A 23,291-nucleotide genomic window follows, 5' to 3' on the forward strand; every position below is an offset into this window, starting at 1 on the left:
GGGGACGCCCATCAGGTGCGCAACCTTGTGGTCCGGGGCGGTGCCTTGGTTGCACCGCCGCTTATGTGACGCTGATCACTTGCGGGTGCAGGGGATGATCCGGCCTGGAGGGTGATGCCCATGGGCACCTGGCTGGCGACTGTCCGATTTCCCGACGGCCTGGAGCGGTACGCGGAGTACAGCACCGTGGTCGAGTCCACCTACAACCCGCTGTACCCGGAGGTGTGCCGGGTCGGCGGGACCCTACCGAGCGGCGACGAATGTCACCGCGACAAGGCGGTGGGCGAGCCGCTGCCGTACGACCGAAATGTGCCGTTGTCCTCGGCCGAGGCGATGGTGCTGGTCACGGTCACGCGGCAGCCCGACGACGACCGATGGCATGCGCTGTACTGCCCGAGCCGTGCGGTGCTGGTCGGCCCGCTCTCGGATTTCTACCGGCACGCGCTGCAGGAGGATTACGACCTGATCCGCGACGACGACGGTGTCCGGCACCTGTGCGGGCGGGCCGTCCCGCCGGCGATCTGCGGCGCGGAGCCGACCGGCGAACGGCTGGGCCTGTACTTCCCCTCCCCGGGCATGCACTGGAGTGAGGAGGTCGACGGCCCGTACCCGGAATCGCCGCCGGCGCCCGACCTGTTCGCCGAGTGGGACGCCCCGGACATCTGCCGTCCCTGCCTGCTGGCCTGGTTGCTGATGCCGGAGCCGATCACGACTCCCGACCCGCCGCCGGCGCCACCGTCCACATGGTGGACACGGGTGAAGCGGGCCTGGCTGGGCTGACCGCCACCCGAGATCAACTGGGCCTTGTCCCGAGCCCGGAAGACGCCTACGCTGCCAGCAGCAGGAAAGCGCTTTCCTATAAAATTCCGGAGGGATACCGAATGGCAGCGCGTAGATCGATCGGCATCGTCGTCAATGGTGTCACCGGCCGGATGGGCTACCGCCAGCACCTGGTCCGTTCCCTTCTCGCCATCCGTGAGCAGGGTGGCGTGCCGCTCGCCGGAGGCGGCCACATCTGGCCCGAGCCGATCCTGGTCGGCCGCGACCCCGACAAACTGGCCGCCATCGCGGCTCAGCACGGACTCACCGAGTGGACCACGGATCTCGATGCGGCACTGGCCCGTCCGGATGTGGAGATCTACTTCGACGCCCAGGTGACCGCGCAGCGGGAGAAGGCGATCCGCCAGGCGATCACCGCCGGCAAGCACGTCTACACCGAGAAGCCGCTGGCCGAGAGCTCGGCGGCGTCGATCGAGCTGGCCGAGCTGGCCGAATCCGCGGGCATCCGCAACGGTGTCGTCCAGGACAAGCTGTTCCTCCCCGGCCTGCGCAAGCTCAAGCGCCTGATCGACGGCGGCTTCTTCGGGCAGATCCTGTCGGTCCGCGGTGAGTTCGGCTACTGGGTGTTCGAGGGCGACTGGCAGGTCGCCCAGCGTCCGTCGTGGAACTACCGGCTCGCCGACGGCGGCGGCATCGTGATGGACATGTTCCCGCACTGGAACTACGTGCTCGAGGAGCTGTTCGGCAACGTCCGTACGGTCCAGGCGACCACCGCCACGCACATCACCAAGCGGGTCGACGAGCGCGGCGACGAGTACACCGCCGACGCCGACGACGCCGCGTACGCGATCTTCGAGCTGGAGGGCGGCATCGTCGCTCAGCTCAACTCCTCCTGGACGGTCCGGGTCAACCGGGACGAGCTGGTCGAGTTCCAGGTCGACGGCACCGAGGGCAGTGCCGTGGCCGGCCTGCGCGGCTGCAAGATCCAGCACCGGGCCACCACCCCGAAGCCGGTCTGGAACCCGGACCTGCCGCTCACCGGTAAGTCGTTCCGCGACGAGTGGACCGAGGTGCCGGACAACGAGGAGTTCGACAACGGCTTCAAGGTCCAGTGGGAGGCGTTCCTGCGGCACGTCGTAGCGGGCGAGACGTTCCACTGGGACTTCCGGTCCGGCGCCCGCGGGGTCCGACTGGCCGAGGCCGGCCTGCAGTCGGCTCGCGAGGGCAAGCGGATCGAGCTATGAGCACCGTCAACCTGCCCGACGGGCGGCGGCTGACCCTCTCGGCGACCGACTGGACCAAACCGGCCGAGGCCCCCACCAGCCGGATCGCCTACGCCGCCGCGCACGTCGTCGCCGACCCGCGCGCCGACAACTCGCCGGGAGCGCCGGCCGCTCTCGACTGGGAGCGGACCCTCGCCTTCCGGCACCACCTGTGGTCGCACGGCCTGGGCGTGGCCGAGGCGATGGACACCGCACAGCGCGGCATGGGCCTGGACTACGCCGCCACCCGGGAGTTGATCCGCCGGAGTGCGGCCGAGGGCGGCGGGCGAATCGTCGCCGGTGTGGCCACCGACCAACTCGCCCCCGGTCAGGTCACCCTCGACCAGGTCCGGCGGGCGTACTCCGAGCAGCTCGCCGACGTGCTCACCGCGGGCGCGGCGCCGGTGCTGATGTGCAGCCGGCACCTCGCGGCCACGGCCCGGGACGCCGACGACTACCTCGGCATCTACCGCGAGCTGCTGGACGAGTCGGACAAGCCGGTGGTCCTGCACTGGCTGGGCACCGCGTTCGACCCGGCGCTGGAGGGCTACTGGGGTTCGTCCGACGTGGACAAGGCCACCGAGACCGTGCTGGAGCTGATCAACAGCAACCCGGCGAAGGTGGACGGCATCAAGATCTCGCTGCTCGACGCCGACCACGAGATCGGTCTGCGCCGCCGGCTGCCGGCCGGTGTCCGCCTCTACACCGGTGACGACTTCAACTATCCGCAGCTGATCCGGGGCGACGAGCAGGGCTACTCGGATGCGCTGCTCGGCATCTTCGCGGCGATCGCTCCGGCCGCCGCGGCCGCCTTCGCCGCCCTGGACCGCGGTGACCTGGACGAGTACGAGCGGATCTTCGCTCCCACGGTGCCGCTGTCCCGGCACATCTTCCGGAAGCCGACGTTCTATTACAAGACCGGCATCGTCTTCCTCGCCTGGCTCAACGGCCATCAGGACCACTTCACCATGGTCGGCGGCCTGCAGTCGGGTCGCTCCGTCCCGCACTTCGCCGAGCTGATCGAGCTGGCCGCCGCAGCCGGCCTGCTCACCGACCCGGACCTGGCCGCCCACCGGGCGAACCGATTCTTCGAGGTGATGGTGGGATGAGCCGCTTCTCGTTCAACCAGATCACCGCCAAGCACTGGGAACTGACCGAGATGGTCAAGGGCCTGGTCGATGCCGGTGTGGACAAGGTCGCGCTGTGGCGTGAGCCGGTCGCCGAGTACGGCCTGGAGCGCTCGGCCGCCCTGGTCCGCGACGCCGGCCTGTCCGTCACGACGCTCTGCCGCAGCGGGTTCTTCCAGCTCGACGGCTGGTTCGACGAAAACCGCCGGGCCATCGACGAGACGGCCGCATTGGGCGCGCCGGTCCTGGTACTGGTGTCCGGCGGCCTGCCCGAGGGCTCGAAGGACATCGCCGGCGCCCGCGCCCACGTCGCCGACGCGATCGCCCAGCTCGTCCCGCACGCCGCGGCCGCCGGGGTCACCCTGGCCATCGAGCCGCTGCACCCGATGTACGCCGCCGACCGCTGCGTCATCAACACTTGGGACCAGGCCATGGCGATCGCCGAGCAGCACCCGGTCGGCCAGGTCGGTGTCACCGTCGACACCTACCACCTGTGGTGGGACGACACCGTGCTGCCGAAGATCGAGGCGGCCGGCGAGCGGATCGCGATCTACCAGCTCGCCGACTGGATCACCCCGCTGCCGGCCGGCGTGCTCACCGGCCGCGGCCTGCCCGGTGACGGCTGCGTCGACATGCGGGCCTTCCACGCCGCGGTGGAGAAGGCGGGCTACACCGGCCCGATCGAGGTCGAGGTGATGAACGACCAGCTCTGGCAGCGCCCGGGCCCGGAGATCCTGGCCGACACCCTGGCCGGATACCAGAGCATCTGAGGGCTGCCGGTTCGCGGTCAACGACGCCCGCGAGCCGGTCCACAGGGCCATCCTGCCGGGTTTGCAGGGCCACTCTGGCGGTGTCGCAGGGCCACCCTTTCGCGTCGTCGAGCGGCTAGGTTGAGTGCATGGCCTTCGATCAGGCGCTAGCGGAGCGTATTCGGGACGGGCTCGGTGACGTCGACGGGATCACCGACCGGAAGATGTTCGGTGGCCTCACGTTTCTCTTGCACGGCAACCTGGCCGTCGGCGTGATGGGTGACGACCTGATCGTGCGCCTCGGCGCCGAGGCTGCCGAGGCCGCCCTGGCCGAGCCGGGCACGCGGGTCTTCGATTTCACCGGCCGGCCCATGCGTAACTGGATCGTGGTCGACGGCGAGCGCCTCGACGACGACGGCCTGATCCGCTGGTTGCGCGCGGGGGTCGACTTCGCGGGCTCCCTCCCACCCAAGTAGGCGATCCGACCAGGCGAGCGGAAACCGTCCGGCAGGCCGTTGCCGGCGCCGGGTCGTAGGTCACACTACGAGGGGGGCGACGCGAGGGAGGGATACGTGGCGGGGATCGACACCCCGGCCGGTTATACCCGCCTCGAGCGGGTGCGTACCGGCACTGACGCCGACGTCTACCAGGCATGGGACGAGCGGGCCGGTCGATGGGCCATGCTCCGGCTGTTTCACCGGTTCGTCTCCGGTCGGGCCGAGGAGGCCGCCTTCGCAACCCACGTCGCCGCCTGGGTCGGGCTGCGCCGCAACACGTCGATCGTGCCGGTCCGCTCCGGTGGGATCACCGCGACCGGCCGTCCCTGGCTGGCCCTCGACCGGGTCGAGGGTCGACTGCTGGCCGAGATGCTGCGTGACGATCCGCCGTCGCCGGCCGACGCCGTCGACCTGGTGATCCGGCTGGCCGACGCGCTGGCCTGGGCACATGCGCTGCGCCCGCCGATGGTGCACGGCCCGATCCGGACCGAGCACGTCATCGTCGACCCGTCCGGCGTTCCGCTGCTCACCGATTTCGCCACGCCACGGCCGGCAGGCGCGCCCACCCCGACGCCGAGCGGAGACGTGACCGAGCTGGCCGCGTTGCTGTTCCGCGCGCTCACCGGCAACTCCTGGCCGGGCCGCGGCGAGCCGGACGACCTGGTCGTCGCGTCCTGGCCGGGTCTGACCGGGTTGTTCGACGAGGTGCTGACGCCGGTGCCGGCGATCGAGTCGATGGCGATCTTCGCGACGCGGTTGCGGCAGGTGCGACACGCGGCCGACGCGGCGGTCCCGATCCCGGCCGCGCCACCGGGCGAGACCACACCGGCTTCGCCGACGGAGACCCACAAGCCCACGGGGTACGGCGGGAGGCGCCCCCTGTCGATGCTGTCCTTCATGGCGTTGCTGCGCCGGCATCGCTGACTCGTAGCTCAGCGTGGATTCGTGCTCACCGGGACTTTCCCTGGGCACGGAGTTCCACCAGCAGCCCGTCCCGGTCGGTGAGGACCGCGCCCAGGATGCGGCGGCCCGCGGCCAGCAGGTCGGCGACGTCGGTGGTGCTGAGCGCGTACATGACCAACGCGCCGTCCCGGAACGTCGTCACGATTCCGGCTCGGCGTAGGACGGCGAGCTGCTGGGACAGGTTCGAGGCCTCCACGTCGATCTCGGCGAGCAGGTCACGGACCGGCTTCGGGCCGTCCTGGAGCAGCTCCAGCACCCGGATCCGGACCGGGTGGCCGAGCGTCCGGAACATCTCGGCCTTCGCCTGGTACAGCGGCACTGACACGTTCCGTCCCTCCGCCGAGAATCCAGCTCTACCGGCGTCCAACCGCGAAGGTTCGGGTTCGGTTACGGCGTACCGCTGAATGAAGTGATGTGCAGTTTCGTAGTTGAAGAAATCTTCAACTGATCGGTTGCCCGGAACATCAACCCATGTCCCCGTGGAGCGCAGGCGGACATCGTGTGCGACCGGTTCGGGCCGGTGTCGTACACGCTCGGCGCAGACCTGGACCGAGTGGAGGATCGATATGCCGGACATGGACGTAGCCCTCAAGGACGCGATGCAGATCGACGGCGCCATCGGCGTTGCGCTCGTCGACCGCTCCAGCGGTATGGCGCTGGGCATCGCCGGTGGAGGCCGGGAGTTCGACCTGCAGGTGGCGTCGGCCGCCAACACCGAGGTGGTCCGGGCGAAGCTGCGCACGATGGAGATGCTCAGCCTGCACGAGAAGATCGAGGACATCCTGATCACGCTGGATTCGCAGTACCACCTGATCCGGCCGTTGACCGGGCGGTCCGGGCAGGGTCTGTTCCTCTACCTGGCACTCAACAAGGACCGGGCGAATCTGGCTCTGGCCCGTCACCAACTGAAGCGGATCGAGGGCAGCCTGGACATCTAGAGTGGGGGCATGCTCGCGCCCCCGATGGCGGAGGTTCCTACCGCCATGATGAGCCAGCAGTGGCGGCGGATGACGTTCCTGCACTGGCGCTATCCGGTCGAGGCGGTGCGTCCGCTGCTGCCGGCCGGGCTGACGCCGGACACCGACGACGATCGAGTCTGGGTGGGCATGCTCCCGTTCCTCATGGACGAGGTGCGCCCACCCTGGCTCCCGTCACTGCCGTGGCTGTCCACATTTCCCGAGACCAATCTGCGGACGTACGTTCGTGGCCCGGACGGTGGCTCCGGGATCTACTTCTTCTCGCTCGACGCGGCCCGGCTGCCCGCGGTGGCGGTGGCCCGGGCCGGGCTCAACCTGCCGTACCGCTGGTCCCGGATGTCGCTGCGGATGAACGGCGACCTGACCGAGTATCGGGGCAGCCGATTCGCCGAGCCGCGCGGCGCCGGTTACCGACTGCGAGTCCGTTCCGGCGAGCCCTTCCCGGAGCACGAGCTGGGACAGATCGACCACTTCCTGACCACTCAATACCGGCTCTACACCGTCGTGGCCGGCCGTCTGATCAGCGTCGACGTCTGGCATCCGCCCTGGTCACTGCACCGGGCCGAGGTGCTGGACCTGGAACAGGATCTGACCGCCGCGGCCGGCCTGCCGCAGCCGCACGGCGGTCCACTGGTGCACTCGTCCCCGGGCGTCGGCACCCGCATCGGTCTACCCAGAGTCATTCGCTGACCGGATTCGAACATCAGTTCGAGTTATCCACAGGCTGTGTGCACAGCCTGTGGGTTCAGAGTCGCGCGGTTCCGGGGCCGGACAGTTCGGGGCACCGGGCTCGGCGGCCGGTCAGTAGGAGGAGCAGTGCCGAGATCGGCCCGCACACCTCGGCGCCGTCACCGACCGACCAGTCCGTGTCGGTGGCGACCAGGCGTACCGCCGGTAGTCGGCGCCGAGCCCAGAACGGCCACCCCATCGTCCATACCCGGGTCGCGCCGGCCGCCGCGGCGCGGAGCGGCATGACCAGCGGACGCTCCAGCGGGACCGCGATGTCCTGGGCGTGCACCAGCACGTCGAAGAGGATGTTGCGGTAGTTCGTCACCGCCGGCAGCCGTCGGGAGTCGGCATGCCGCCGCAGTTCGGCGACCAGATCGGCGGACGGTCGATTCGCGTGCCGGACGGCGAGGTCGTGATTGAGCCGGTGGAAGCGGCCGCCGGCCCGGATCGCCTCGGTGGTCATCGTGAGCAGACCCGGTGGCTGCGGCGCCAGCGCGAGATGTGCGGCCACGTCGCGTACCCGCCAGTCCGCGCAGAGCGACGGGGTGTCCCATTCCGGATCGGTCAACTCGGCCAGCAGGTCGGCCACCGCCCGACGCTGATCGGCGATCACCGCCCAGGATTCGTCTCGGTTCATAGTCAGATTCTCTGACTTATTTCGTCAGTGTGTCTGACTATCACGCTAAGGTGTGCAGATGGCGCTCAATGTCGGGCTGTTGATGTTCGTCGCCCACCGCGCGATGGAGAGACGCGTGCTCGACGCCGTCGTCGCGGCCGGCTTCGAGATCACCGCCGCCCAGGCGCGGATCTTCCAGAGGATCGGACCGTCCGGCACCCGGCTCGGCGAGCTGGCCGAGCAGGCGCAGGTCACCAAACAGACGGCGGGCTTCCTGGTGGACCAGCTGGAGCGGGCCGGTCATGTGGAGCGGGTCCCCGATCCGACCGACGCCCGGGCGCGGCTGGTGTGTGTCGCGGAGCGCGGTCGGGCCGCCGGTGAGGTCGCGGCCGCGGTCGTCGCCGAGGTGGAGGCGGAGTGGGCGGCCCACCTGGGCGCGCGGCGGATGGCTCAGCTGCGGGACACGCTCGAACGGCTCAGGGAGATCACCGACCCGTGGGCCGGTGACTGATCGAAATCGGACGGGCGCGTCTCGATGCCGAATGCGGGTGTCTCGACCCGGCGCGCGGGTTTCGATCCGGGAGGCGGCTCTCAACCGGGAGGCCGGGTGGCGGCCTTCGGCCCGGGTGGCGGCTTTCGGCCCGGGTGGCGGCTTTCGGCCCGGGAGGTGAGTCTCGCCCGGGAGGTGCGTCCTCGGGCCCGAGACGCGGATCTCGACCCGGGAGGCGGGTCTCAACCGGGAGGCGGGTCTCAACCGGGAGCCCGGAAGGCGGGCGTCCTCGACCCCCGGTCGCGGTTTCCTCAGTACCGGTCGTGGGTGTCGGTGCGCTTGTGGACCAGCAGCCAGGTGGCCGGGAGCAGCGCGGCCGCGAAGAGCGTCTTCAGGACATCGCCGATCAGGTACGGCACCAGGCCCGCACCGACCGCGGCGGGCACGTCGATGCCCGTCGAGAACGCCAGCCACGGCACGCCGACCAGGTAGATCAGGGCGTGGCCGGCGGCCATCAGACCGATCGTGTGTGACGGGCGGCGGTCCCCACCGAGCGCCGCGAGCTGGCCGGTCAGGGCCGCCGCGAGCACGAAACCGACCAGGTAGCCGGCGGTCGCCGAAGGCCAACCGGACGTGCCGGCGGCGAACCACGGCACCCCGAGGACGCCGGCCAGGACGTAGACGATCATGCCGGCGGCGCCGCGGGCCGCGCCCAGGGTGGCACCGGCGAGGAGCACGGCGAAGGTCTGCCCGGTGATCGGCACCGGCGAACCGGGGACCGGGATGGCGATCTGCGCGGCGAGGCCGACGGCGCCGGCGGCGCCCAGGGTCAGGAGCACATCGCGTACGGCGGACCGGCCCCACACATCGGCCAGGACACCCGTCGATCTCCCGGGGTGCACGCCGAAAGCGCTGTAAGTCACCGGAGGACCTCCTGTCCGTACATGTAGGAGGAACCTTAGGTCCCGCCGTGTATCGACGTCAGCCGTGCAGAAAGAACTGTGATACGGAAGTGATCGTTTTCGGGCCGTCCCGGTGTGGGACGGCCCGAAAACGATCAGGTGGATCAGATGGTGAGCGTCCAGGTGTTGATGTAGCCGGTGTCCGACGAGTAGACGTCCTGGGCCTTCAGGCGCCAGGTGCCGTTCGCCGCCTCGCTGGAGAGGTTGACGGTGTAGGTGGTGACGATGTTGTCCGTGCTGTCGGAGCTGGACGTCGCCTTCAGGGCGTAGGTGCTGCCGTCCGGTGCCACCAGGTCGAGCTTCACGTCACCCCGGTAGGTGTGCACGACGTTCACCGCGACCGTCGAGGTGGACGACGCGCTGCGGGCGCAGCCGCTGATCACGATGTCGCTGTAGATCGCGCTGCCGGCGTCCGGAATCGACACGTCGGTGGCGTTGGTGCCGGTGCAACCGGTCGGGGCGGTGGTCGGCGAGGTGGTGGGCGACGCGGTCGGCGACGTGGTCGGCGTGCTGGTGGTGCACGTCGGGTCGGCGGTCTGGGCCGGCACACTCACCGCGTCCCAGGCGGCCTTGGTCTTGTTGAACAGGCCACAGGTGCTGTCCAGGGCCTTGGCCGAGGTCAGCGTCCAGGTGCGGTACTTCAGGTAGGACGAGCTGCTGGTCTTCATCAGCATCGCGTTGTACATGATCTTGGTGGCGGTCTGGATGCCGACGCCGGTCAGAGCGCCGGTGCCGGTGCACCGGGTGCTGGCCGGCTGCCCGTTGGTCGGGTTGGTGCCCTCGGCGAGCAGGTAGAACCAGTGGTTGCCGGGACCGGCCGCGGCGTGCACCTCCTGGCTCGGGGTGCTGCTGGAGTAGCAGTTGTCGTCGCCGGCGAGCGACGGGTTGTACATGTACCGGATCGGGCCGCTGCCGACCAGGTTGACCTCCTCGCCGACCTGGTAGTCGGCCGGGTCGTTGGCGTTGGCGGCGTAGGCCTCGGTGGCCGCGCCGAACACGTCGCCGACGAACTCCTGGGTGCCGTTGCCGGAGATGCCGCCGGGGGTGTTGTCGTCGATGCCGTGGCCGATCTCGTGGCCGACGACGTCGAGCGAGGAGATCCACTGGCCGGCGCTGTTCTTGCCGATCTGGACCTGGCTGCCGTCGTAGTAGGCGTTGGTCTCGTTCAGGCCGACGCGGATCGGCCAGGCGCCACCGCTGCTGGTGAAGCCGGTGCGGCCGAGCCAGCTGGACAGCATGGCCTTCTGCTTCTGCGCGGCGTAGAACGCGTCGACGCAGCCGGTCTCCTTGTTGGTGCCGGTGCCGTTGCCCCACACGTTGTCGGTGCCGCTGAAGGTCGTGTTGGTCGACGAGTCCTGGCAGGTCAGGGTCGCGATCGACGGGTCCTTCAGGCTGTATGTGCTACCCGAGAGCGTGGTGTCCAGGGTGACCGAGCCGGTGATCCAGCCGGTGCCGGTGCCGCTCACGTGGCTGATCTTGTCCTGGGTCCGCAGCACCTTGCCGGTGAGCGCGTCGACGTCGACGGTGAGCCGGCTCGCGCCCTCGTTGCCGTGTTCGTCGATCTTGGTGCCGTTGATGACGGACTCCCAGGCGAGGGCCGGGGTACCGGTCGTGTTGAGCACGATCAGCTTGGTGCTCTCGACGTTCTTCACGGTCTTGAGCTCGGCCTTGGCGGCCGGGATCGAATCGGCCGCGGAGAGCTTCGGGGTCACCGAGAGCTGCCCGATCGGCCGGTCCTGCGCCACCGACGTGTACTGGGTCTGGCCGGAGCGGTCGGTGACGACGACGAAGTCACCACCGACGACCTGCAGACCCTTGTAGGTGCGCTCGTAGGGGACGTACTGGAGGTTGTCTGTCGAGATCACCGGGCGCTGCACGAACACCTCGTCGGCGCTGGCCAGCAGCACCGCGGGGCGATCGGCGATGAGGGCCGCCGCCGAGTCCTTCGCGAGCGCCGCGACCGCGGCGGGGTCGGTGGGGATCGGTGTCTGGGCGGTCGCCGGTCCGACGACCGCCACCATCGCCGACGCCGCCGCGGTCGCGGCGGACAGGGCGATGACGACTGGGGTACGGGATTTCACGCCTTCTCCTCTCCCGCCCGGGGGATTGGCGGGCGGGCCTCAGCCGTCTCCAGGACGGCGGGTCACACCGGGGTGACTTGAGGTGAGACGTTATGTATAGACAGGCTTCACCGAATCGGGGAAAACCCTTGCGCTTCACAGCAAGCGTTCAGGACTCCCAGGAAGTACTCAGGAATCGAGGCCTCACGATCCGACTTCACTGACCTCGACGAAGGGCTCGTTGTTCCACCATTGAGCGTGGACGATGAAGCCCTTCTCGGTCCGGATGAAGTAGACGGCCAGGTTGACGTCGGACCCCTGCTTCTCCACCCGGTAGCCATCGGCGGGCGTGGCAGTGACGAGCGACACTATGCCCTTACTCGTCATCCGGATCACCGCGACGCCGCCCTCGGTGGTGAACGACTTCACATAGGTCTTCACGCCGTCACTGGTAGTGACGGTCCAGCCGTTCTCCGTGGAGGTCGCCGGAGCCGTCGTGGTGGTCGCCGGGGACGATCCGGGAGCCGACGGCGACTTGGACGTGGGCTTCGGATCGGCCGACGACGGCCGGCTGCGCGACGGTGTGGGCCGGGTCGTGCGGGTCGGGTCGGCGGTCTCCGGGGGCGGCGCGGCGCCGGTCTCCGACACCGCGGCCGGAGCCGGAAGCTGGTCGATGTCCGGCAGCTCACCCGAGTCGGCGCGAGCCGCGTTGAGAACCGGGGAGAGCGCCACCGAGGAGAGCACGATGCTCGTCGCTGTGGCCACACACCACCCGGCTATCGGCACCCACCTGGAAGATCGCACGCGGCCATTCTCGCACCTGGTCCTATGGTTATCGCCATGGCGATGATCCTGTTGGTCGAGGACGACCGCATCATCACGGCCGCCCTGACCAGGGCGCTGACCGATGCCGGGCACGTGGTGCGCCCGGTCGGTCAGGCTGCCCAGGCGTTGAAGATCGTCACCCAGGAGCGGCCCGACCTGGTGATTCTCGACCTCGGACTGCCCGATATCGACGGCACCGACGCGCTGCGGATGATGCGCACCGTCTCCGATGTGCCGGTGATCGTGGCCACCGCACGCCGCTCCGAGGCGGACATCATCGCGCTTCTCAGTGCCGGCGCCGACGACTACGTGACCAAGCCGTTCTCCGGCGGCCACATCCTCGCCCGCATCTCGGCGGTGCTGCGCCGGGCCCGGACCATCACCGAGCAGCAGCCCAACACGATCACGGTGGGTGAGCTGGTGATCAAGCCGCGGCAGCGCCGGGTCGAACTCCGTGGCGAGCCGTTGCAGCTCACCCGGCGTGAGTTCGACGTGCTCGCGTATCTTGCCGAACGGGTCGGCCAGGTGATCAGCCGCCGCGAGCTGATGAACCAGGTGTGGCAGCAGGCGCGGATCGGCGAGGAACAGACCATCGACGTCCACATCTCCTGGCTGCGCCGCAAACTCGGCGAGACCGCCGCGAAACCGCGTTACCTGCACACCGTACGGGGAGTGGGCGTCATGATGGTCGATCCGCAATGAGGTGGGCGCTCAACCGTCTGGCACTGGCGATCACCTCGATGGTGGCGCTCGCCTTCCTCGTGCCGCTCGCCGTCGCGACCCGGCAGATCGCCTACGACCGGGCCATCTCCGACGCCCGCCAGCAGGCCACCTCGATGGTCACCGTGCTCGGTGTCGACAGTGATCTGGTCACCCTGACCAACGCGGTGGCCAGTACCGCGGCCGGCAGCGACGGGCGGCTCGCCCTGCACCTGCCCGACATCGCCCCGATCGGGACCTCGCACCTCAGCAACGCGACCGTGCGGCGGGCGGCCGAGGAACGCCGGGCCGCCACCGCCGAGGCCGAGGGCGGGGTCGCGTACCTCCAGCCGACCGTGCTCACCGATGGTCGTACCGTCGTGGTCGAGGTTTTCGTGCCGGGTGAGGAGACCCGGCGCGGCGTCGGATTCGCCTGGCTCGCCCTCGGCGGCCTCGCGATCGTGCTGGTCGGCGGCTCGACGCTGCTCGCCGACCGGCTCGGCAGCCAGCTGGTCCGGTCCACCCGCCAGCTCGCCGCGGCGAGTCGCCGCCTCGGCGGCGGCGAACTCAACGAACGCATCACCCCGACCGGGCCGCGCGAACTGCGCGACGCGGCCAGCGCGTTCAACACCATGGCCGACGACCTGCGACGGTTGCTGGATCGCGAGCGTGAGCTCGCCGCCGATCTCTCCCACCGATTGCGTACGCCGTTGACCGGCCTCCGTCTCGATGTCGAGGCGATGCCACCCGGCCCGATCGCCGAACGTATGCGCCAGGCCTGTGACCTGCTCGACGAGGAACTCGAAGCGATCATCACCGGCGCCCGCCTGGGCAGCATCGAGAAGCGCGGCTCTCAGCAGTGCGACCTGGTCGAGGTGCTGGCCGACCGGCTGGCCTTCTGGTCGGTGCTCGCCGAGGACCAGGAACGGCCCTGGGAGGTGGTCGGCGGCAACGAGCAGGTTCTGCTCCCGATGCCGGCCGGCGAGGTGATCCTGGTGGTGGACGCGCTGCTCGGCAACGTCTTCTCGCACACTCCGGACGGCACCGCGTTCCGGGTCAGCGTCTCGACCAGTGGCCTGCTCGTCGACGACGCGGGACCCGGCATCCCCGATCCGGAACGGGCCGTGACCCGCGGTTTCAGCGGCGCGGGATCGACCGGACTGGGCCTGGACATCGTGCGCCGAGCCGCCGAGACGGTGCGCGGTCAAATGGTCATCGACCGCAGCCCGTTGGGGGGAGCGCGCATCGGGATCCTCCTGCACGCACCCGTTCTGGAGCCCGCTGAACAGCGCAAACGTCGCTGATAACGGCTTTAAAAGCGGTTTCCGGTTCCTTTAAGGCTCCGTTATGGCAGCCGCTCCTAATGTTCGCCCGGTAACTGCCAGGTCGAATCATTGGAGAGCTGACATGCGCAGGAAGATCGCCTACCCGCTGGCCACCCTCGGGATGGTCGCCTCGTCGTTGGCGGTTGCGTCGTCGCCCGCCCTGGCACACGGCTACGTCTCCTCGCCCCCGAGCCGCCAAGCGCAGTGCGCCGCCGGCTCGGTCGCGAACTGTGGCGCCATCCAGTTCGAGCCGCAGAGCGCGGAGGCGCCCAAGGGGTCGAAGGAGTGCAACGGCGGTGTCGCCGCCTTCTCCGAGCTGAACGACGACTCGCTGCCGTGGCGGGCCACCAACGTCGGGAAGTCGGTGACCTTCAACTGGGTCCTGACCGCGCGGCACCGGACGGCCACCTGGGTGTACTACGTGGACGGCAACCCGGTCGCCACCTTCGACGACAAGAACGCCATCCCGGCGGCCTCCGTCTCGCACACCGTCGACCTGAGCCGCTTCTCGGGCCGTAAGACGGTTCTCGCGGTGTGGAACATCGGCGACACCCCGATGGCCTTCTACAACTGTGTGGACGTCAACATCGGTGGCACCGGCGGTGGTTCGACGACCCCGACCACGCCGCCGGCGACCACGGCGCCGACGACCCCGCCGGCCACCACGCCCACCACCGCGCCGACGACCGCGCCGACCACCGCGGCCCCGACCGCCACCAGCACCTCCTCGTCCGGCTCGGCGACCGGCAAGGCCTGGGCACCGGGGGTCGCCTACAAGATCAACGACGTGGTGTCGTACGAGGGGGTCTCCTACAAGTGCCGCCAGTCGCACCAGTCGATCCGCAGCTGGGAGCCCTCCATCTGGACGCTCGCCCTCTGGCTGCCGCTGTGAAGCGCCGGTTGGCCGCCGCGCTGGTGATCGCGGCCGTCCCGCTGCTGCTGGGCGCTTGCGGTACCGATGTCGACAAGCCGGCCACGCCGGCCGGCACCACCGCCAAGGCCGACGTCAAGAACGTCGCCGAGATCACCGCGGGCTCGACGTTCAACGACACCGACGTGATGTTCCTGCAGATGCTGATCGACAACCTGGGCCAGGGTCAGGAGATGGCGCAGACCGCGGCCAAGCGGGCCACCCGCCCCGAGGTCGCCGAGCTGGCCAAGGCCGTGCAGGTCACCCAGGCCGACGAGATCAAGCTGATGAAGAGCTGGCTCGCCGAATGGGGTAAGCCGGCCACCCTCGACGAGCGGGTCAGCCTGCACGCCGACCACGGTGGCATGCCGAGCACCGGGGACAAGGAGATCGCCTCGCTGACGACGGTGAAGAAGGCGCAGTTCGAGACGGCGTTCCTCAACCTCTTCCTGGCGCACCAGCACAACGCCGTCGAGTTCGCTCAGATGGAACTCGACAAGGGTGGCAACGAGCTGGCCAAGTCCTTCGCGGAGCGGGTCAAGCAGTCTCGTACCGACCAGGTCCAGCAGATGCTCAAGTTGCTCGCCGGCTGACGGATGGTCGGAAAACGGGGCAGTCCATCACGGACTGCCCCGTTTTCCGGTTTTCTGGGCTGATGATGGTTCTACCTAGTATTTCCGCCGCGGTCGTGTCCCTGGTCCTGGTTGTGCCGCCGCTCTGGGACCACCCCGGATACGACGCCGAGGACAGCCACCACAACCCGGCCGAGACCGTGATCAACGCCGACCGGATCCGGCACGTGGTCAAGAAGTGGCAGGCCGGCCTACGAACCAGTGCGGAGAGCTGTTCCGGATTCGGTGAGCCGGTGCTGTCCGGTGGGCGGGTCTACGTCAGTGACCAGCTCGGGATCTCCGCCTACGCGGCGGCGGACGGAGCCGTGAGCTGGCGGTACGACTGGGCCTATCCCGGTGACAGTGAGACGCCCCGGCTCGCCGTCGCCGACGGGCTGCTGATCGTCGCCGGCGGAGACTGCAACTCGCAGAGCGACCCGGACGGGGAGATCATCGCGCTCGACGCCCGGACCGGGCTGCCCCGGTGGAGGCTACCGGTGGACGTCCCGGTCGACTCGGTGGTCGTCGACAAGAGTCTCGTCGTCATCTCCGGCGGATCGCCCTCGGATGAGGATGCGGTCATCGCCTACCACGTCCGGGACGGGCGGCAGGCCTGGCAGAAGAGCCGGTATCTGGCGGCCGGGGTGTCCGCGGACGGGACGATCCTGGCCCGGGCCACCGACGGATCCGACGTGGAGACCGGGACCAGTGCCGGGATCGCGATCGCCACCGGCAGCGTGCGGTGGACCCGGAAAGGGAAGTGGACCGCGCAGGCCGCATCGCCGGGGGCGGAACGGTTCCTGGTCACGGACGAGACGGGGACGCTGCGATCGGTCCGGGTCTCCGACGGGCGGCTCGAGTGGACCGCGGCGTCCTTCCCGTCCTCGGAATCGATCATGGTCGACCGGAACCGGGTCTATCGCGTGTCCGGACGCGACGTCGAAGCCCTGAACGCGGCCGACGGGAAACGGGTCTGGACGGTACGGCAGAAGGCCGACGGGACACAGCCGGCCGGCGCCGCTGGGCTGATCTATACCGGGGCGGCCGTGCTGAACGCCGCCGACGGGAAGGTGGCCGGGCCGGACCTCCCCGGGCGGCTGATCGTGGCCGGCGGACGGATCCACCAGGTGGTGAGCGGACAGCTCCGAACCCTCGGCTGAGTGCCGGTGCGGCCGGTCCTCCGGATGTGGCGGGCGGGCGTGGTGCGGTCGGGGAGTGATGGCCGTACCACCGCGGGGGTTGCTGTTGGGTTGTTCTCGACTCTTCGAACTTTGCGGCATTTCGGCTGGTCCGAAGGGGGAGGTGGCGCCGAGGGACGGCGCCACTTTCCTGTGGAGGTGCCGCCGTTTTGGCTCCGATGTTCGCGCCGCTCCGAGAGCGCAACTACCGGCTGTGGGCGACCGCCGACCTGGTTTCGGTCAGCGGCACGTGGATGCAGGTGCTGGCGTTGAACTGGCTGATCCTGTCGGCCACCGGCTCGGCCACCGCGATGGGCGCGGTCGTCATGCTGCAGTCGCTGCCGGTGCTCCTGCTCGGCAGTTGGGGCGGCGCCCTCGCCGACCGGCTGCCGGCCCGGCCCATGCTGATCGCCTTCCAGGCGGTGCGCGCCCTGCTCGCCCTGGCCCTGCTCCTGCCCGGCGGAAACTGGACGATCTACGCGGTCGCCCTGGCCTCCGGCGTGATCGGCTCCTTCGAAGGTCCGGTTCTCGGCCGTTTCGGCTCCGCCCTCGTCAATCGGGAGACGCTGGCCTCCGCGCTGGCCCTCGGCTCGGTCCTCAGCTCCGCCGGCCGGATCGGCGGCATGGCCCTCGGCGGCGTGCTGATCGGCGTCACCGGCCCGTCGGCGCTGTTCGTGATCAACGCGGTGTCATATCTCGCGGTGATCGTCGCCCTGCTCGCCATGCGCCTCGGCGACATGCGTCCCCTCGCCGTGGCCGCCCCGTCCGAGGGCGGCGTCATCGCCGGTCTCCGCTACCTCCGGGGCCGACCGGTGATCATGGTGGTGCTGGCGCTGTCGTTCGTGCTCGGCTCGCTCGGCCGCAACTACCAGGTCTCGATGGCCGCGATGGTGTCCGGCCCGCTGGGTGGAACGTCCGGTTCGTACGGTCTGTTGTCGACCGCCTTCGCTGTCGGTGCGGTCGCCGGTGGCCTGCTGCTGGCCGGAACCGGACGCTCGACGCTGCGGGTCCTGGTCGGCACCGGCCTCCTGATCAGCGCCCTGCAGTTCTGCTCCGGCCTGGCCCCGAACGTGCTCGGCTTCGCCGCCCTGATCCTGCCGATCGCCGCCGGCGCCGTCATCTTCGACACGGTCGTCTCCACCCGGATCCAGCTGGACACCCGGGAGGAGATGCGCGGCCGGGTGCTGGCCACGGTCGGCATCGTGTCGTCGCTGTCCGGAATCGTCGGCGCACCGGCGATCGGCTGGCTGTGCGACACCCTCGGCGCGCGCGGGGCACTGGTCACGGCCGGCGCGCTCACCACCGTCGCGGCGGTGGTGGGAGGGGTCGTACTGGTGCGCTTGAAGGGCCGCTCGCTGAACTGGTCCGTCCTGCTGAACCGCCCCACCGAACAGCCCGCCTGACCCCGGTGCCGCCCAGCCGATTCGGTAGCGTGAGCAGGCATGCCACTCCGCCAGCACTGAGGGGAACACGTGGAGCTCCTGCACTCCGGCAAGGTTCGGGACGTCTATGCCGACGGGCGGGACCTCGTCCTCGTCGCGTCGGATCGGATCTCGATCTATGACGTCATCCTGCCTACTCCGATCCCGGACAAGGGGAAGATCCTCACCCAGCTGTCGCTCTGGTGGTTCGACCAGCTCAGCGACGTCATCCCCAACCACGTCATCTCGGCCACCGACGTTCCGGCCGAGTTCGCGGGGCGGGCGATCAGGTGTGAGCGGCTCGACATGGTCATGGTCGAGTGCATCGCCCGCGGATACCTGGCCGGGTCGGGGCTCAAGGACTACGAGCGGGAACGGATGATCTCCGGCAACCGACTTCCGGACGGGCTGGTCGAGTCGTCGAAGCTGCCGGAGCCGATCTTCACGCCCAGCACCAAGGAGCCGGTCGGAGGCGGGCACGACGCGCCGTTGACGTTCGAGGAGACCGTCGAGCGGGTCGGTCGGGAGCTCGCCGAGGAGTTGCGTCGCGTGACGCTGGAGGTCTACCGGCGCGGGTCGGAGATCGCGGCGGCCAACGGCATCATCATCGCCGACACCAAGATCGAGGTGGGGTACGCGAACGGCGTTCTCAAGATGGGCGACGAGGTGCTCACGCCCGACTCGTCGCGATTCTGGGAGGCCGGTGAGTGGCAGCCCGGGCGGGTGCCCCGCTACCTGGACAAGCAGTTCCTCCGTGACTGGGCCACGAACAACACCGACTGGGACCGCACCGAGCCCGGCCCGGAGATCCCGGACGAGGTCGCCGAGGCCACCCGCAATCGGTACATCGAGGTCTACGAGCGGCTCACCGGCGACCGCTGGCGCTGAGCAGACCGGCCCACCGCTGCCGCTTGCGCATCAGGTGGGCGCCGTAGCCACCGGCCAGGAACGCCTCGATCAGGCCGGTCCAGCCGCCGTACACGATGCAGATCGGGGCGATCGTCCACAGCAGAACGGCGACGCCCGCCCACCATCGTGGCGGGCGGGCGGCACGGCGTACGAAAGTCGGGTCCTCGGTTTCGATCTGGGCTACCAGACCGGCGAAGACCTGCTGTTCCTCGGGTTTGAGCACGGTGGTCACCTCGATTCGAAGGGGTGGGCGGCGACCGCGTACCCACAACGGCCCGGCTGGAAACAGTCGGGCCGTCGTCACACCCACTGAACCGTGGTCTCCGGCGACAACCGCGGCAGACGATCCCGCCAGGGGGTCTCGCCGGGGTGACCCAGGTTCACCACCACCAGCGACTTGAACCGCCCGTCCGGGAAGAACTCGGCGTCGACGGCGGGCTTGTCGAAACCGGTCATCGGTCCGGCGACGAGGCCGATCGAGCGGGCCGCGAGGATGAAGTATCCGGCCTGGAGCGCGGCGCTGAACGTGCCGTTGGTCAGACGCAGCGGCTCGTTCGCCTCGTAGACGTCCCGCAGGCCCGGGTTGTGCGGGAAGACCTCGGGCACATACTCGTGAAACGCCGTGTCCAGGGCGAGGACCGCGACGACGGGCGCGCTCTGCGACTTGGCCCGGTTGCCTTCGGCCAGGTGCGGGATGAGGCGGCTCTTTCCCTCTTCGGTACGGACGTAGAGCACCCGCAGCGGCTGAGTGTTCGAAGCGGTCGGCGGCCACTTCGCGAGGTCCCAGATCTCGGCGAGTTCGCTGTCGGACACCGGGGTGGCCGCGAACGACGATGCGGTCCGCGCCTCGGTGAACAGCAGCGCCCGGCCGTCCTCGTCGAGCCGGGCGGCCCGCGTGGTCGAGTCCGGGATCAGATCCGCTTCAGAAAGAGTATCCACTTCTAAAAAGCTAGCGACTTACCGACGGAAAGCCACCCGTGCCTCGGTGAAGTCGATCACCACGCAAACGCCGGGTGGCCCCGGGGGCCGGCTCAGGGGATGTGCTCGTCGGCCCAGTCGGCGATCTGGTCGAGGGCCGGCATCAGAGCGTGCCCGGCCGGAGTGAGGCCGTAGGAGACCGAGACCGGCGGGCCCTCGTCGACGACTCGGACGATCAGGTCGGCCGTCACCAGGCTGGACAGCCGGTTGGAGAGAACCGAGTCGCTGATGCCGGTGATGCTCCGGGAGAGGTCTCGGAAGCCGACCGGCCCATCGCGGAGTTTGCCGAGGACCGCCGCGTTCCACCGGCGGCCCAGGAACTCGAACGCGCGAGACAATGCGGCATCGCGGCGAACGCACGCGGTGTGCTGCTCGTCGACCGCTGTCATGGACGTAAAGCTACACGCCGGGTCGCTGCAAGGAGTTGGGCAACTGCTCGGGCTGCGCGCACTCGGCGCACCAGTCGTTGCTGCTTCGCAGATACCACCCGAGGGCCACGCCGGCGAAGAGACTGAGCAGGCCGACGACGGCGGAGACGGTGACCGCGCCGGTCATACCAGCGGGCTCCGGCGGACCAGCCTCAGGCCCCGCTGATCGAGGTCGGGGGCGCTGTCGGCGCGAAACGTCACATACGGCGCGGTGAAGGTGTCGACACCGGTGCCGCGGTGGTGGTTGCTCGGCTGATAGGTGACCGTGACCGCCCGCGGAGACGCCGCCTCGATGATGCCGGCCCGCCAGCCGTCCCGATACACCCACACCGGGTCAGCCGGGCGGTAGCTCTCGGCTGGAGCGACCTCGGCCGGATCTCGATGCACCGGGGTCACGGTAGGCGTGGACGCCGTCAGGTTCGGCATGGAAATGCCTCCAATGGCTTGAGGCGGACTCTTGCCGGGACGCGATGCAACATCTGAGCAGGCGAAGATTTCGGCACGCTGTGTCAGCGGTCGGATCGTGTCTGTCAGCTATCATGCTCGTCATCAAGTGCGTTCGCAAGGCCGTCTGCACGTGCATCCGCAACGGCGAGCCGCGCGGGGGCGCCGAATGAGCGGTGTGGAGAAGACGACGGAACGGCTCGGGAACGACGCTCCGTACCGGTTTCGTGGTTGACGATCTCCGCTCTAGGATGCGTAAAGACTGCGCCGGGCAGTCACAGAGCAGCGACAAGGAGTCAGGTGAGCGCGGGTTCGCAGGAGGAGGCGCCGGGTGGCGGCCCCACCGTGCTGCGCATCCTGCTCGGCTCTCAGCTTCGAAAGCTGCGGGAGTCGAGAGGGATCACCCGGGAGGCGGCCGGCTATGAGATCCGCGCCTCCGGTTCCAAGATCAGCCGCATGGAGCTCGGCCGCGTCAGCTTCAAGGAACGCGACGTCGCCGACCTGTTGACCATGTATGGCGTGTCCGACTCCGCCGAGCGGGAAGCGCTGATCGGTCTCGCCCGTCAGGCCAACAATCCGGGTTGGTGGCAGCACTTCGGTGACGTCCTGCCGAACTGGTTCCAGGCCTATCTGGGTCTGGAGGCGGCCGCTTCGCTGATCCGGACCTACGAGATCCAGTTCGTTCCCGGTCTGCTCCAGACGCCCGACTACGCGCGTGCCGTGATCATGCTGGGTCACGCCGGCGCCAGCTCGGAGGAGATCAACCGCCGGGTCGACGTGCGGTTGCAGCGGCAGCAGATTCTCACCCGGTCGGGTGGCCCCCAGCTGTGGGCGGTGATCGACGAGGCGGTGCTGCGGCGGCCGATCGGCGGCATCGACGTGATGCGGGCGCAGATCGAGGCGCTGATCGAGGCGTCGAAGCTGCCCGGGGTCCGGCTCCAGATCATCCCGTTCCTGGCCGGTGGGCACGCCGCGGCCGGCGGGCCGTTCGCGATCCTGCGGTTCCCCGAGCCCGAGCTGCCCGACGTGGTCTATGTGGAGCAGCTGACCAGTGCCATCTATCTGGACAAGCGCGAAGACGTGGACCACTACGCGATGGCGATGGAGCGGGTCTGTATCGACGCCGAGCCGCCGAACCACACTCCCGAGATCCTCGGCAAGCTGCTGAACGAGGTCGGCCGCCCGGTCTAGAGAAGACCGAGCGGCCGAGCGTTGTGTCGCCTGGCAGAGATCAGGCGATCAGGTTGTCGAAGTCACCGTCGCGGACGCCGCCGAGGAAGGCCTCGATCTCGGCGCGGTTGTAGATCAGTGCAGCACCCTCGGGATCCCGGGAGTTACGCACAGCGACGTCGCCGTTGGGCAGGACGGCGCACTCAACGCAGTTGCCACTCGGGTTGCTGCGGCGGCTCTTCTGCCAGGTGACTCCCTGGAGTTCGCCGGCAGGCATGCCGTTGACCACGTTGGTCATTCCAAGCTCCCTAGATTTGCCCCCGGATCGCCCATCGATCCGGAGTCGGTGGTGTCCGCGTGCCCAATTCAGGTCGTCGATGCAAATGCACGTGCATCTGGCCTTGCGTAGTCACGGGATTCTGAGCATGATAACGCACGTACTACTCCCTAGGGGTGTCACTCAGGGTGACATCTTTAGGTGACGGGTCGGTCGCGGAGCGACAGTCTGCGGCCTCGGCGCGAGGCTCCCTGGCGGGGGCGTCCTTAGCGAGAGGTGACAAGCAATGTCGATACCCAACGTCGGCCCAGAACTCCCCGAACCGGGCGACCCCGGCGTGGCCGACGGTCCGCGCTGGGGAAACTCGTTGGTTCACCGGGACGCGCCGTTCGCCGACGAGGTGTTCGCGGCGTCGACCAGGGCGACCATGGTGACGCACCGGTTCGGAGGGGTCAGGTATGCGTTGAGCCGGCCCGGCGGGACGACCGTCCGCAGGCCGCCTGCCGAGGAGGGTGAGTCCGACGCGCGTGACTGAGCTCGTTCGTTGCCACCGCCGGCAGCGACCTGCCCGGCCCCCGCAGGCGCGGGGTCCACATGTCCGCGGCAACCGGCTACGGCCCAGTGGGCCGTCCTGGCCGGTCTATGAGTTCGCCGAGACGGACTACTGCTACGGCATCGGCCCGATCCGGCTGCGCCTCGAGTGGGTCAACTGGGCGAAGCCCATTCCCCACGAGGGTGACTACTGGCTCGCCGTGCGCGGTGTCGTGATCGATCGCTTCGGGCGTGATGGTGCCGTCCGCGAGATGCTCGTCCGTGCGGCGTGTGTGCCGGTCCCGCCCGTCCCCCGGCGCCCCCGCCTGAGGGTGTTGCGTAGCAGCACACCCGTGTAGAACGCCGGGTGGGC

The 23,291-nt window shown here is 69.3% G+C and carries 30 protein-coding genes; 19 read left to right on the forward strand and 11 right to left on the reverse strand.

Annotated features, from left to right (window positions below):
- Nucleotides 1-120 precede the first annotated feature (120 nt).
- The 6 genes from Q0Z83_RS44820 (at nucleotide 121) to Q0Z83_RS44845 (ending at nucleotide 5,339) form a co-directional block, all read left to right on the forward strand.
- Nucleotides 121-780 carry a hypothetical protein gene (locus Q0Z83_RS44820; protein WP_317789611.1) on the forward strand — a complete coding sequence of 220 codons (660 nt, stop codon included), beginning with the start codon at nucleotides 121-123 and terminating at the stop codon, nucleotides 778-780.
- 101 nt (nucleotides 781-881) lie between these two features.
- Nucleotides 882-2,024 (forward strand): Gfo/Idh/MocA family protein, encoded by a 1,143-nt coding sequence (locus tag Q0Z83_RS44825; RefSeq protein WP_317789612.1) that lies wholly within the window; start codon nucleotides 882-884, stop codon nucleotides 2,022-2,024.
- Nucleotides 2,021-3,151: a dihydrodipicolinate synthase family protein gene (locus tag Q0Z83_RS44830; RefSeq protein ID WP_317789613.1), complete on the forward strand. Its 1,131-nt coding sequence runs from the start codon at nucleotides 2,021-2,023 to the stop codon at nucleotides 3,149-3,151. The genes Q0Z83_RS44825 and Q0Z83_RS44830 overlap by 4 nt, the downstream gene beginning before the upstream one ends.
- The gene (locus Q0Z83_RS44835) at nucleotides 3,148-3,939 is read left to right on the forward strand and encodes a sugar phosphate isomerase/epimerase family protein (protein WP_317789614.1); all 792 of its coding nucleotides are present in this window, start codon (nucleotides 3,148-3,150) and stop codon (nucleotides 3,937-3,939) included. The genes Q0Z83_RS44830 and Q0Z83_RS44835 overlap by 4 nt, the downstream gene beginning before the upstream one ends.
- Before the next feature lie 128 nt (nucleotides 3,940-4,067).
- Complete coding sequence (locus Q0Z83_RS44840; protein ID WP_317789615.1) at nucleotides 4,068-4,394, forward strand: TfoX/Sxy family protein; 327 nt, start codon at nucleotides 4,068-4,070, stop codon at nucleotides 4,392-4,394.
- 96 nt (nucleotides 4,395-4,490) lie between these two features.
- Nucleotides 4,491-5,339, forward strand: coding sequence for a phosphotransferase (locus Q0Z83_RS44845; RefSeq protein WP_317789616.1), 849 nt, complete (start codon nucleotides 4,491-4,493; stop codon nucleotides 5,337-5,339).
- A 25-nt stretch (nucleotides 5,340-5,364) separates the two neighbouring features.
- Here the strand turns inward: Q0Z83_RS44845 and Q0Z83_RS44850 are convergent, their stop codons facing one another.
- Nucleotides 5,365-5,703 carry an ArsR/SmtB family transcription factor gene (locus tag Q0Z83_RS44850; RefSeq protein WP_317789617.1) on the reverse strand — a complete coding sequence of 113 codons (339 nt, stop codon included), beginning with the start codon at nucleotides 5,701-5,703 and terminating at the stop codon, nucleotides 5,365-5,367.
- Nucleotides 5,704-5,944: 241 nt separating this feature from the next.
- Between Q0Z83_RS44850 and Q0Z83_RS44855 the strand changes: the two genes are divergently transcribed.
- Complete coding sequence (locus Q0Z83_RS44855) at nucleotides 5,945-6,316, forward strand: hypothetical protein (RefSeq protein WP_317789618.1); 372 nt, start codon at nucleotides 5,945-5,947, stop codon at nucleotides 6,314-6,316.
- A gap of 9 nt (nucleotides 6,317-6,325) precedes the next feature.
- Entirely contained in the window at nucleotides 6,326-7,045 is a 720-nt protein-coding gene (locus tag Q0Z83_RS44860; RefSeq protein WP_317789619.1) for a YqjF family protein, read from the forward strand.
- Between the two features lie 55 nt (nucleotides 7,046-7,100).
- Here Q0Z83_RS44860 and Q0Z83_RS44865 read toward each other — a convergent pair whose 3' ends face one another.
- On the reverse strand, nucleotides 7,101-7,721 hold the full coding sequence (locus Q0Z83_RS44865; RefSeq protein ID WP_317789620.1) for a maleylpyruvate isomerase family mycothiol-dependent enzyme: 621 nt from the start codon (nucleotides 7,719-7,721) through the stop codon (nucleotides 7,101-7,103).
- A 58-nt stretch (nucleotides 7,722-7,779) separates the two neighbouring features.
- Between Q0Z83_RS44865 and Q0Z83_RS44870 the strand changes: the two genes are divergently transcribed.
- Entirely contained in the window at nucleotides 7,780-8,211 is a 432-nt protein-coding gene (locus tag Q0Z83_RS44870) for a MarR family winged helix-turn-helix transcriptional regulator (RefSeq protein WP_317789622.1), read from the forward strand.
- Nucleotides 8,212-8,501: 290 nt separating this feature from the next.
- On the opposite strand, the gene Q0Z83_RS44875 is transcribed toward Q0Z83_RS44870, so the two are convergent.
- The 3 genes from Q0Z83_RS44875 to Q0Z83_RS44885 form a co-directional block, all read right to left on the reverse strand.
- Entirely contained in the window at nucleotides 8,502-9,113 is a 612-nt protein-coding gene (locus Q0Z83_RS44875; RefSeq protein ID WP_317789624.1) for a biotin transporter BioY, read from the reverse strand.
- Nucleotides 9,114-9,256: 143 nt separating this feature from the next.
- Entirely contained in the window at nucleotides 9,257-11,233 is a 1,977-nt protein-coding gene (locus Q0Z83_RS44880; protein ID WP_317789625.1) for a M4 family metallopeptidase, read from the reverse strand.
- Nucleotides 11,234-11,416: 183 nt separating this feature from the next.
- Complete coding sequence (locus Q0Z83_RS44885; protein WP_317789626.1) at nucleotides 11,417-12,016, reverse strand: DNA mismatch repair protein MutL; 600 nt, start codon at nucleotides 12,014-12,016, stop codon at nucleotides 11,417-11,419.
- A gap of 36 nt (nucleotides 12,017-12,052) precedes the next feature.
- On the opposite strand from Q0Z83_RS44885, the gene Q0Z83_RS44890 reads away from it, so the two are divergent.
- From Q0Z83_RS44890 to Q0Z83_RS44920, 7 genes are all read left to right on the forward strand, one after another.
- Nucleotides 12,053-12,739: a response regulator transcription factor gene (locus tag Q0Z83_RS44890; protein ID WP_317789627.1), complete on the forward strand. Its 687-nt coding sequence runs from the start codon at nucleotides 12,053-12,055 to the stop codon at nucleotides 12,737-12,739.
- Nucleotides 12,736-14,040: a sensor histidine kinase gene (locus tag Q0Z83_RS44895; RefSeq protein WP_317789628.1), complete on the forward strand. Its 1,305-nt coding sequence runs from the start codon at nucleotides 12,736-12,738 to the stop codon at nucleotides 14,038-14,040. The genes Q0Z83_RS44890 and Q0Z83_RS44895 overlap by 4 nt, the downstream gene beginning before the upstream one ends.
- A 103-nt stretch (nucleotides 14,041-14,143) precedes the next feature.
- Nucleotides 14,144-14,953 carry a lytic polysaccharide monooxygenase gene (locus tag Q0Z83_RS44900; protein ID WP_317789629.1) on the forward strand — a complete coding sequence of 270 codons (810 nt, stop codon included), beginning with the start codon at nucleotides 14,144-14,146 and terminating at the stop codon, nucleotides 14,951-14,953.
- On the forward strand, nucleotides 14,950-15,564 hold the full coding sequence (locus Q0Z83_RS44905) for a DUF305 domain-containing protein (RefSeq protein WP_317789630.1): 615 nt from the start codon (nucleotides 14,950-14,952) through the stop codon (nucleotides 15,562-15,564). The genes Q0Z83_RS44900 and Q0Z83_RS44905 overlap by 4 nt, the downstream gene beginning before the upstream one ends.
- 95 nt (nucleotides 15,565-15,659) lie before the next feature.
- Complete coding sequence (locus Q0Z83_RS44910) at nucleotides 15,660-16,742, forward strand: outer membrane protein assembly factor BamB family protein (RefSeq protein WP_317789632.1); 1,083 nt, start codon at nucleotides 15,660-15,662, stop codon at nucleotides 16,740-16,742.
- 197 nt (nucleotides 16,743-16,939) lie between these two features.
- Nucleotides 16,940-18,163: an MFS transporter gene (locus Q0Z83_RS44915; protein ID WP_317789633.1), complete on the forward strand. Its 1,224-nt coding sequence runs from the start codon at nucleotides 16,940-16,942 to the stop codon at nucleotides 18,161-18,163.
- A 69-nt stretch (nucleotides 18,164-18,232) separates the two neighbouring features.
- Nucleotides 18,233-19,069 (forward strand): phosphoribosylaminoimidazolesuccinocarboxamide synthase, encoded by an 837-nt coding sequence (locus Q0Z83_RS44920; RefSeq protein WP_317789634.1) that lies wholly within the window; start codon nucleotides 18,233-18,235, stop codon nucleotides 19,067-19,069.
- Here Q0Z83_RS44920 and Q0Z83_RS44925 read toward each other — a convergent pair.
- The 5 genes from Q0Z83_RS44925 to Q0Z83_RS44945 all read right to left on the reverse strand — a co-directional run bounded on the left by Q0Z83_RS44925 (nucleotide 19,047) and on the right by Q0Z83_RS44945 (nucleotide 20,883).
- Complete coding sequence (locus tag Q0Z83_RS44925; protein WP_317789636.1) at nucleotides 19,047-19,313, reverse strand: DUF3040 domain-containing protein; 267 nt, start codon at nucleotides 19,311-19,313, stop codon at nucleotides 19,047-19,049. The genes Q0Z83_RS44920 and Q0Z83_RS44925 overlap by 23 nt on opposite strands.
- A gap of 77 nt (nucleotides 19,314-19,390) precedes the next feature.
- On the reverse strand, nucleotides 19,391-20,029 hold the full coding sequence (locus Q0Z83_RS44930; protein ID WP_317789637.1) for a malonic semialdehyde reductase: 639 nt from the start codon (nucleotides 20,027-20,029) through the stop codon (nucleotides 19,391-19,393).
- Nucleotides 20,030-20,121: 92 nt separating this feature from the next.
- Nucleotides 20,122-20,457: a winged helix-turn-helix transcriptional regulator gene (locus tag Q0Z83_RS44935; RefSeq protein WP_317789638.1), complete on the reverse strand. Its 336-nt coding sequence runs from the start codon at nucleotides 20,455-20,457 to the stop codon at nucleotides 20,122-20,124.
- 10 nt (nucleotides 20,458-20,467) lie between these two features.
- Nucleotides 20,468-20,623 carry a hypothetical protein gene (locus Q0Z83_RS44940; protein ID WP_317789639.1) on the reverse strand — a complete coding sequence of 52 codons (156 nt, stop codon included), beginning with the start codon at nucleotides 20,621-20,623 and terminating at the stop codon, nucleotides 20,468-20,470.
- Nucleotides 20,620-20,883 carry a hypothetical protein gene (locus Q0Z83_RS44945; protein WP_317789640.1) on the reverse strand — a complete coding sequence of 88 codons (264 nt, stop codon included), beginning with the start codon at nucleotides 20,881-20,883 and terminating at the stop codon, nucleotides 20,620-20,622. The genes Q0Z83_RS44940 and Q0Z83_RS44945 overlap by 4 nt, the downstream gene beginning before the upstream one ends.
- A gap of 357 nt (nucleotides 20,884-21,240) precedes the next feature.
- Here Q0Z83_RS44945 and Q0Z83_RS44950 point away from each other — a divergent pair, with 357 nt between their 5' ends.
- On the forward strand, nucleotides 21,241-22,131 hold the full coding sequence (locus Q0Z83_RS44950; RefSeq protein ID WP_317789641.1) for a helix-turn-helix domain-containing protein: 891 nt from the start codon (nucleotides 21,241-21,243) through the stop codon (nucleotides 22,129-22,131).
- Between the two features lie 40 nt (nucleotides 22,132-22,171).
- On the opposite strand, the gene Q0Z83_RS44955 is transcribed toward Q0Z83_RS44950, so the two are convergent.
- A complete protein-coding gene (locus tag Q0Z83_RS44955; protein ID WP_317789642.1) occupies nucleotides 22,172-22,408 on the reverse strand; it encodes a DUF397 domain-containing protein in 237 nt (78 codons plus the stop codon).
- 265 nt (nucleotides 22,409-22,673) lie between these two features.
- Here Q0Z83_RS44955 and Q0Z83_RS44960 point away from each other — a divergent pair, with 265 nt between their 5' ends.
- On the forward strand, nucleotides 22,674-22,922 hold the full coding sequence (locus Q0Z83_RS44960; protein ID WP_317789643.1) for a hypothetical protein: 249 nt from the start codon (nucleotides 22,674-22,676) through the stop codon (nucleotides 22,920-22,922).
- Nucleotides 22,915-23,277 (forward strand): hypothetical protein, encoded by a 363-nt coding sequence (locus tag Q0Z83_RS44965; RefSeq protein ID WP_317789645.1) that lies wholly within the window; start codon nucleotides 22,915-22,917, stop codon nucleotides 23,275-23,277. Before Q0Z83_RS44960 ends, Q0Z83_RS44965 begins: the two co-directional genes overlap by 8 nt.
- The last annotated feature ends 14 nt before the right edge of the window (nucleotides 23,278-23,291 follow it).

The organism is Actinoplanes sichuanensis (assembly GCF_033097365.1).
Taxonomy (GTDB): domain Bacteria; phylum Actinomycetota; class Actinomycetes; order Mycobacteriales; family Micromonosporaceae; genus Actinoplanes; species Actinoplanes sichuanensis.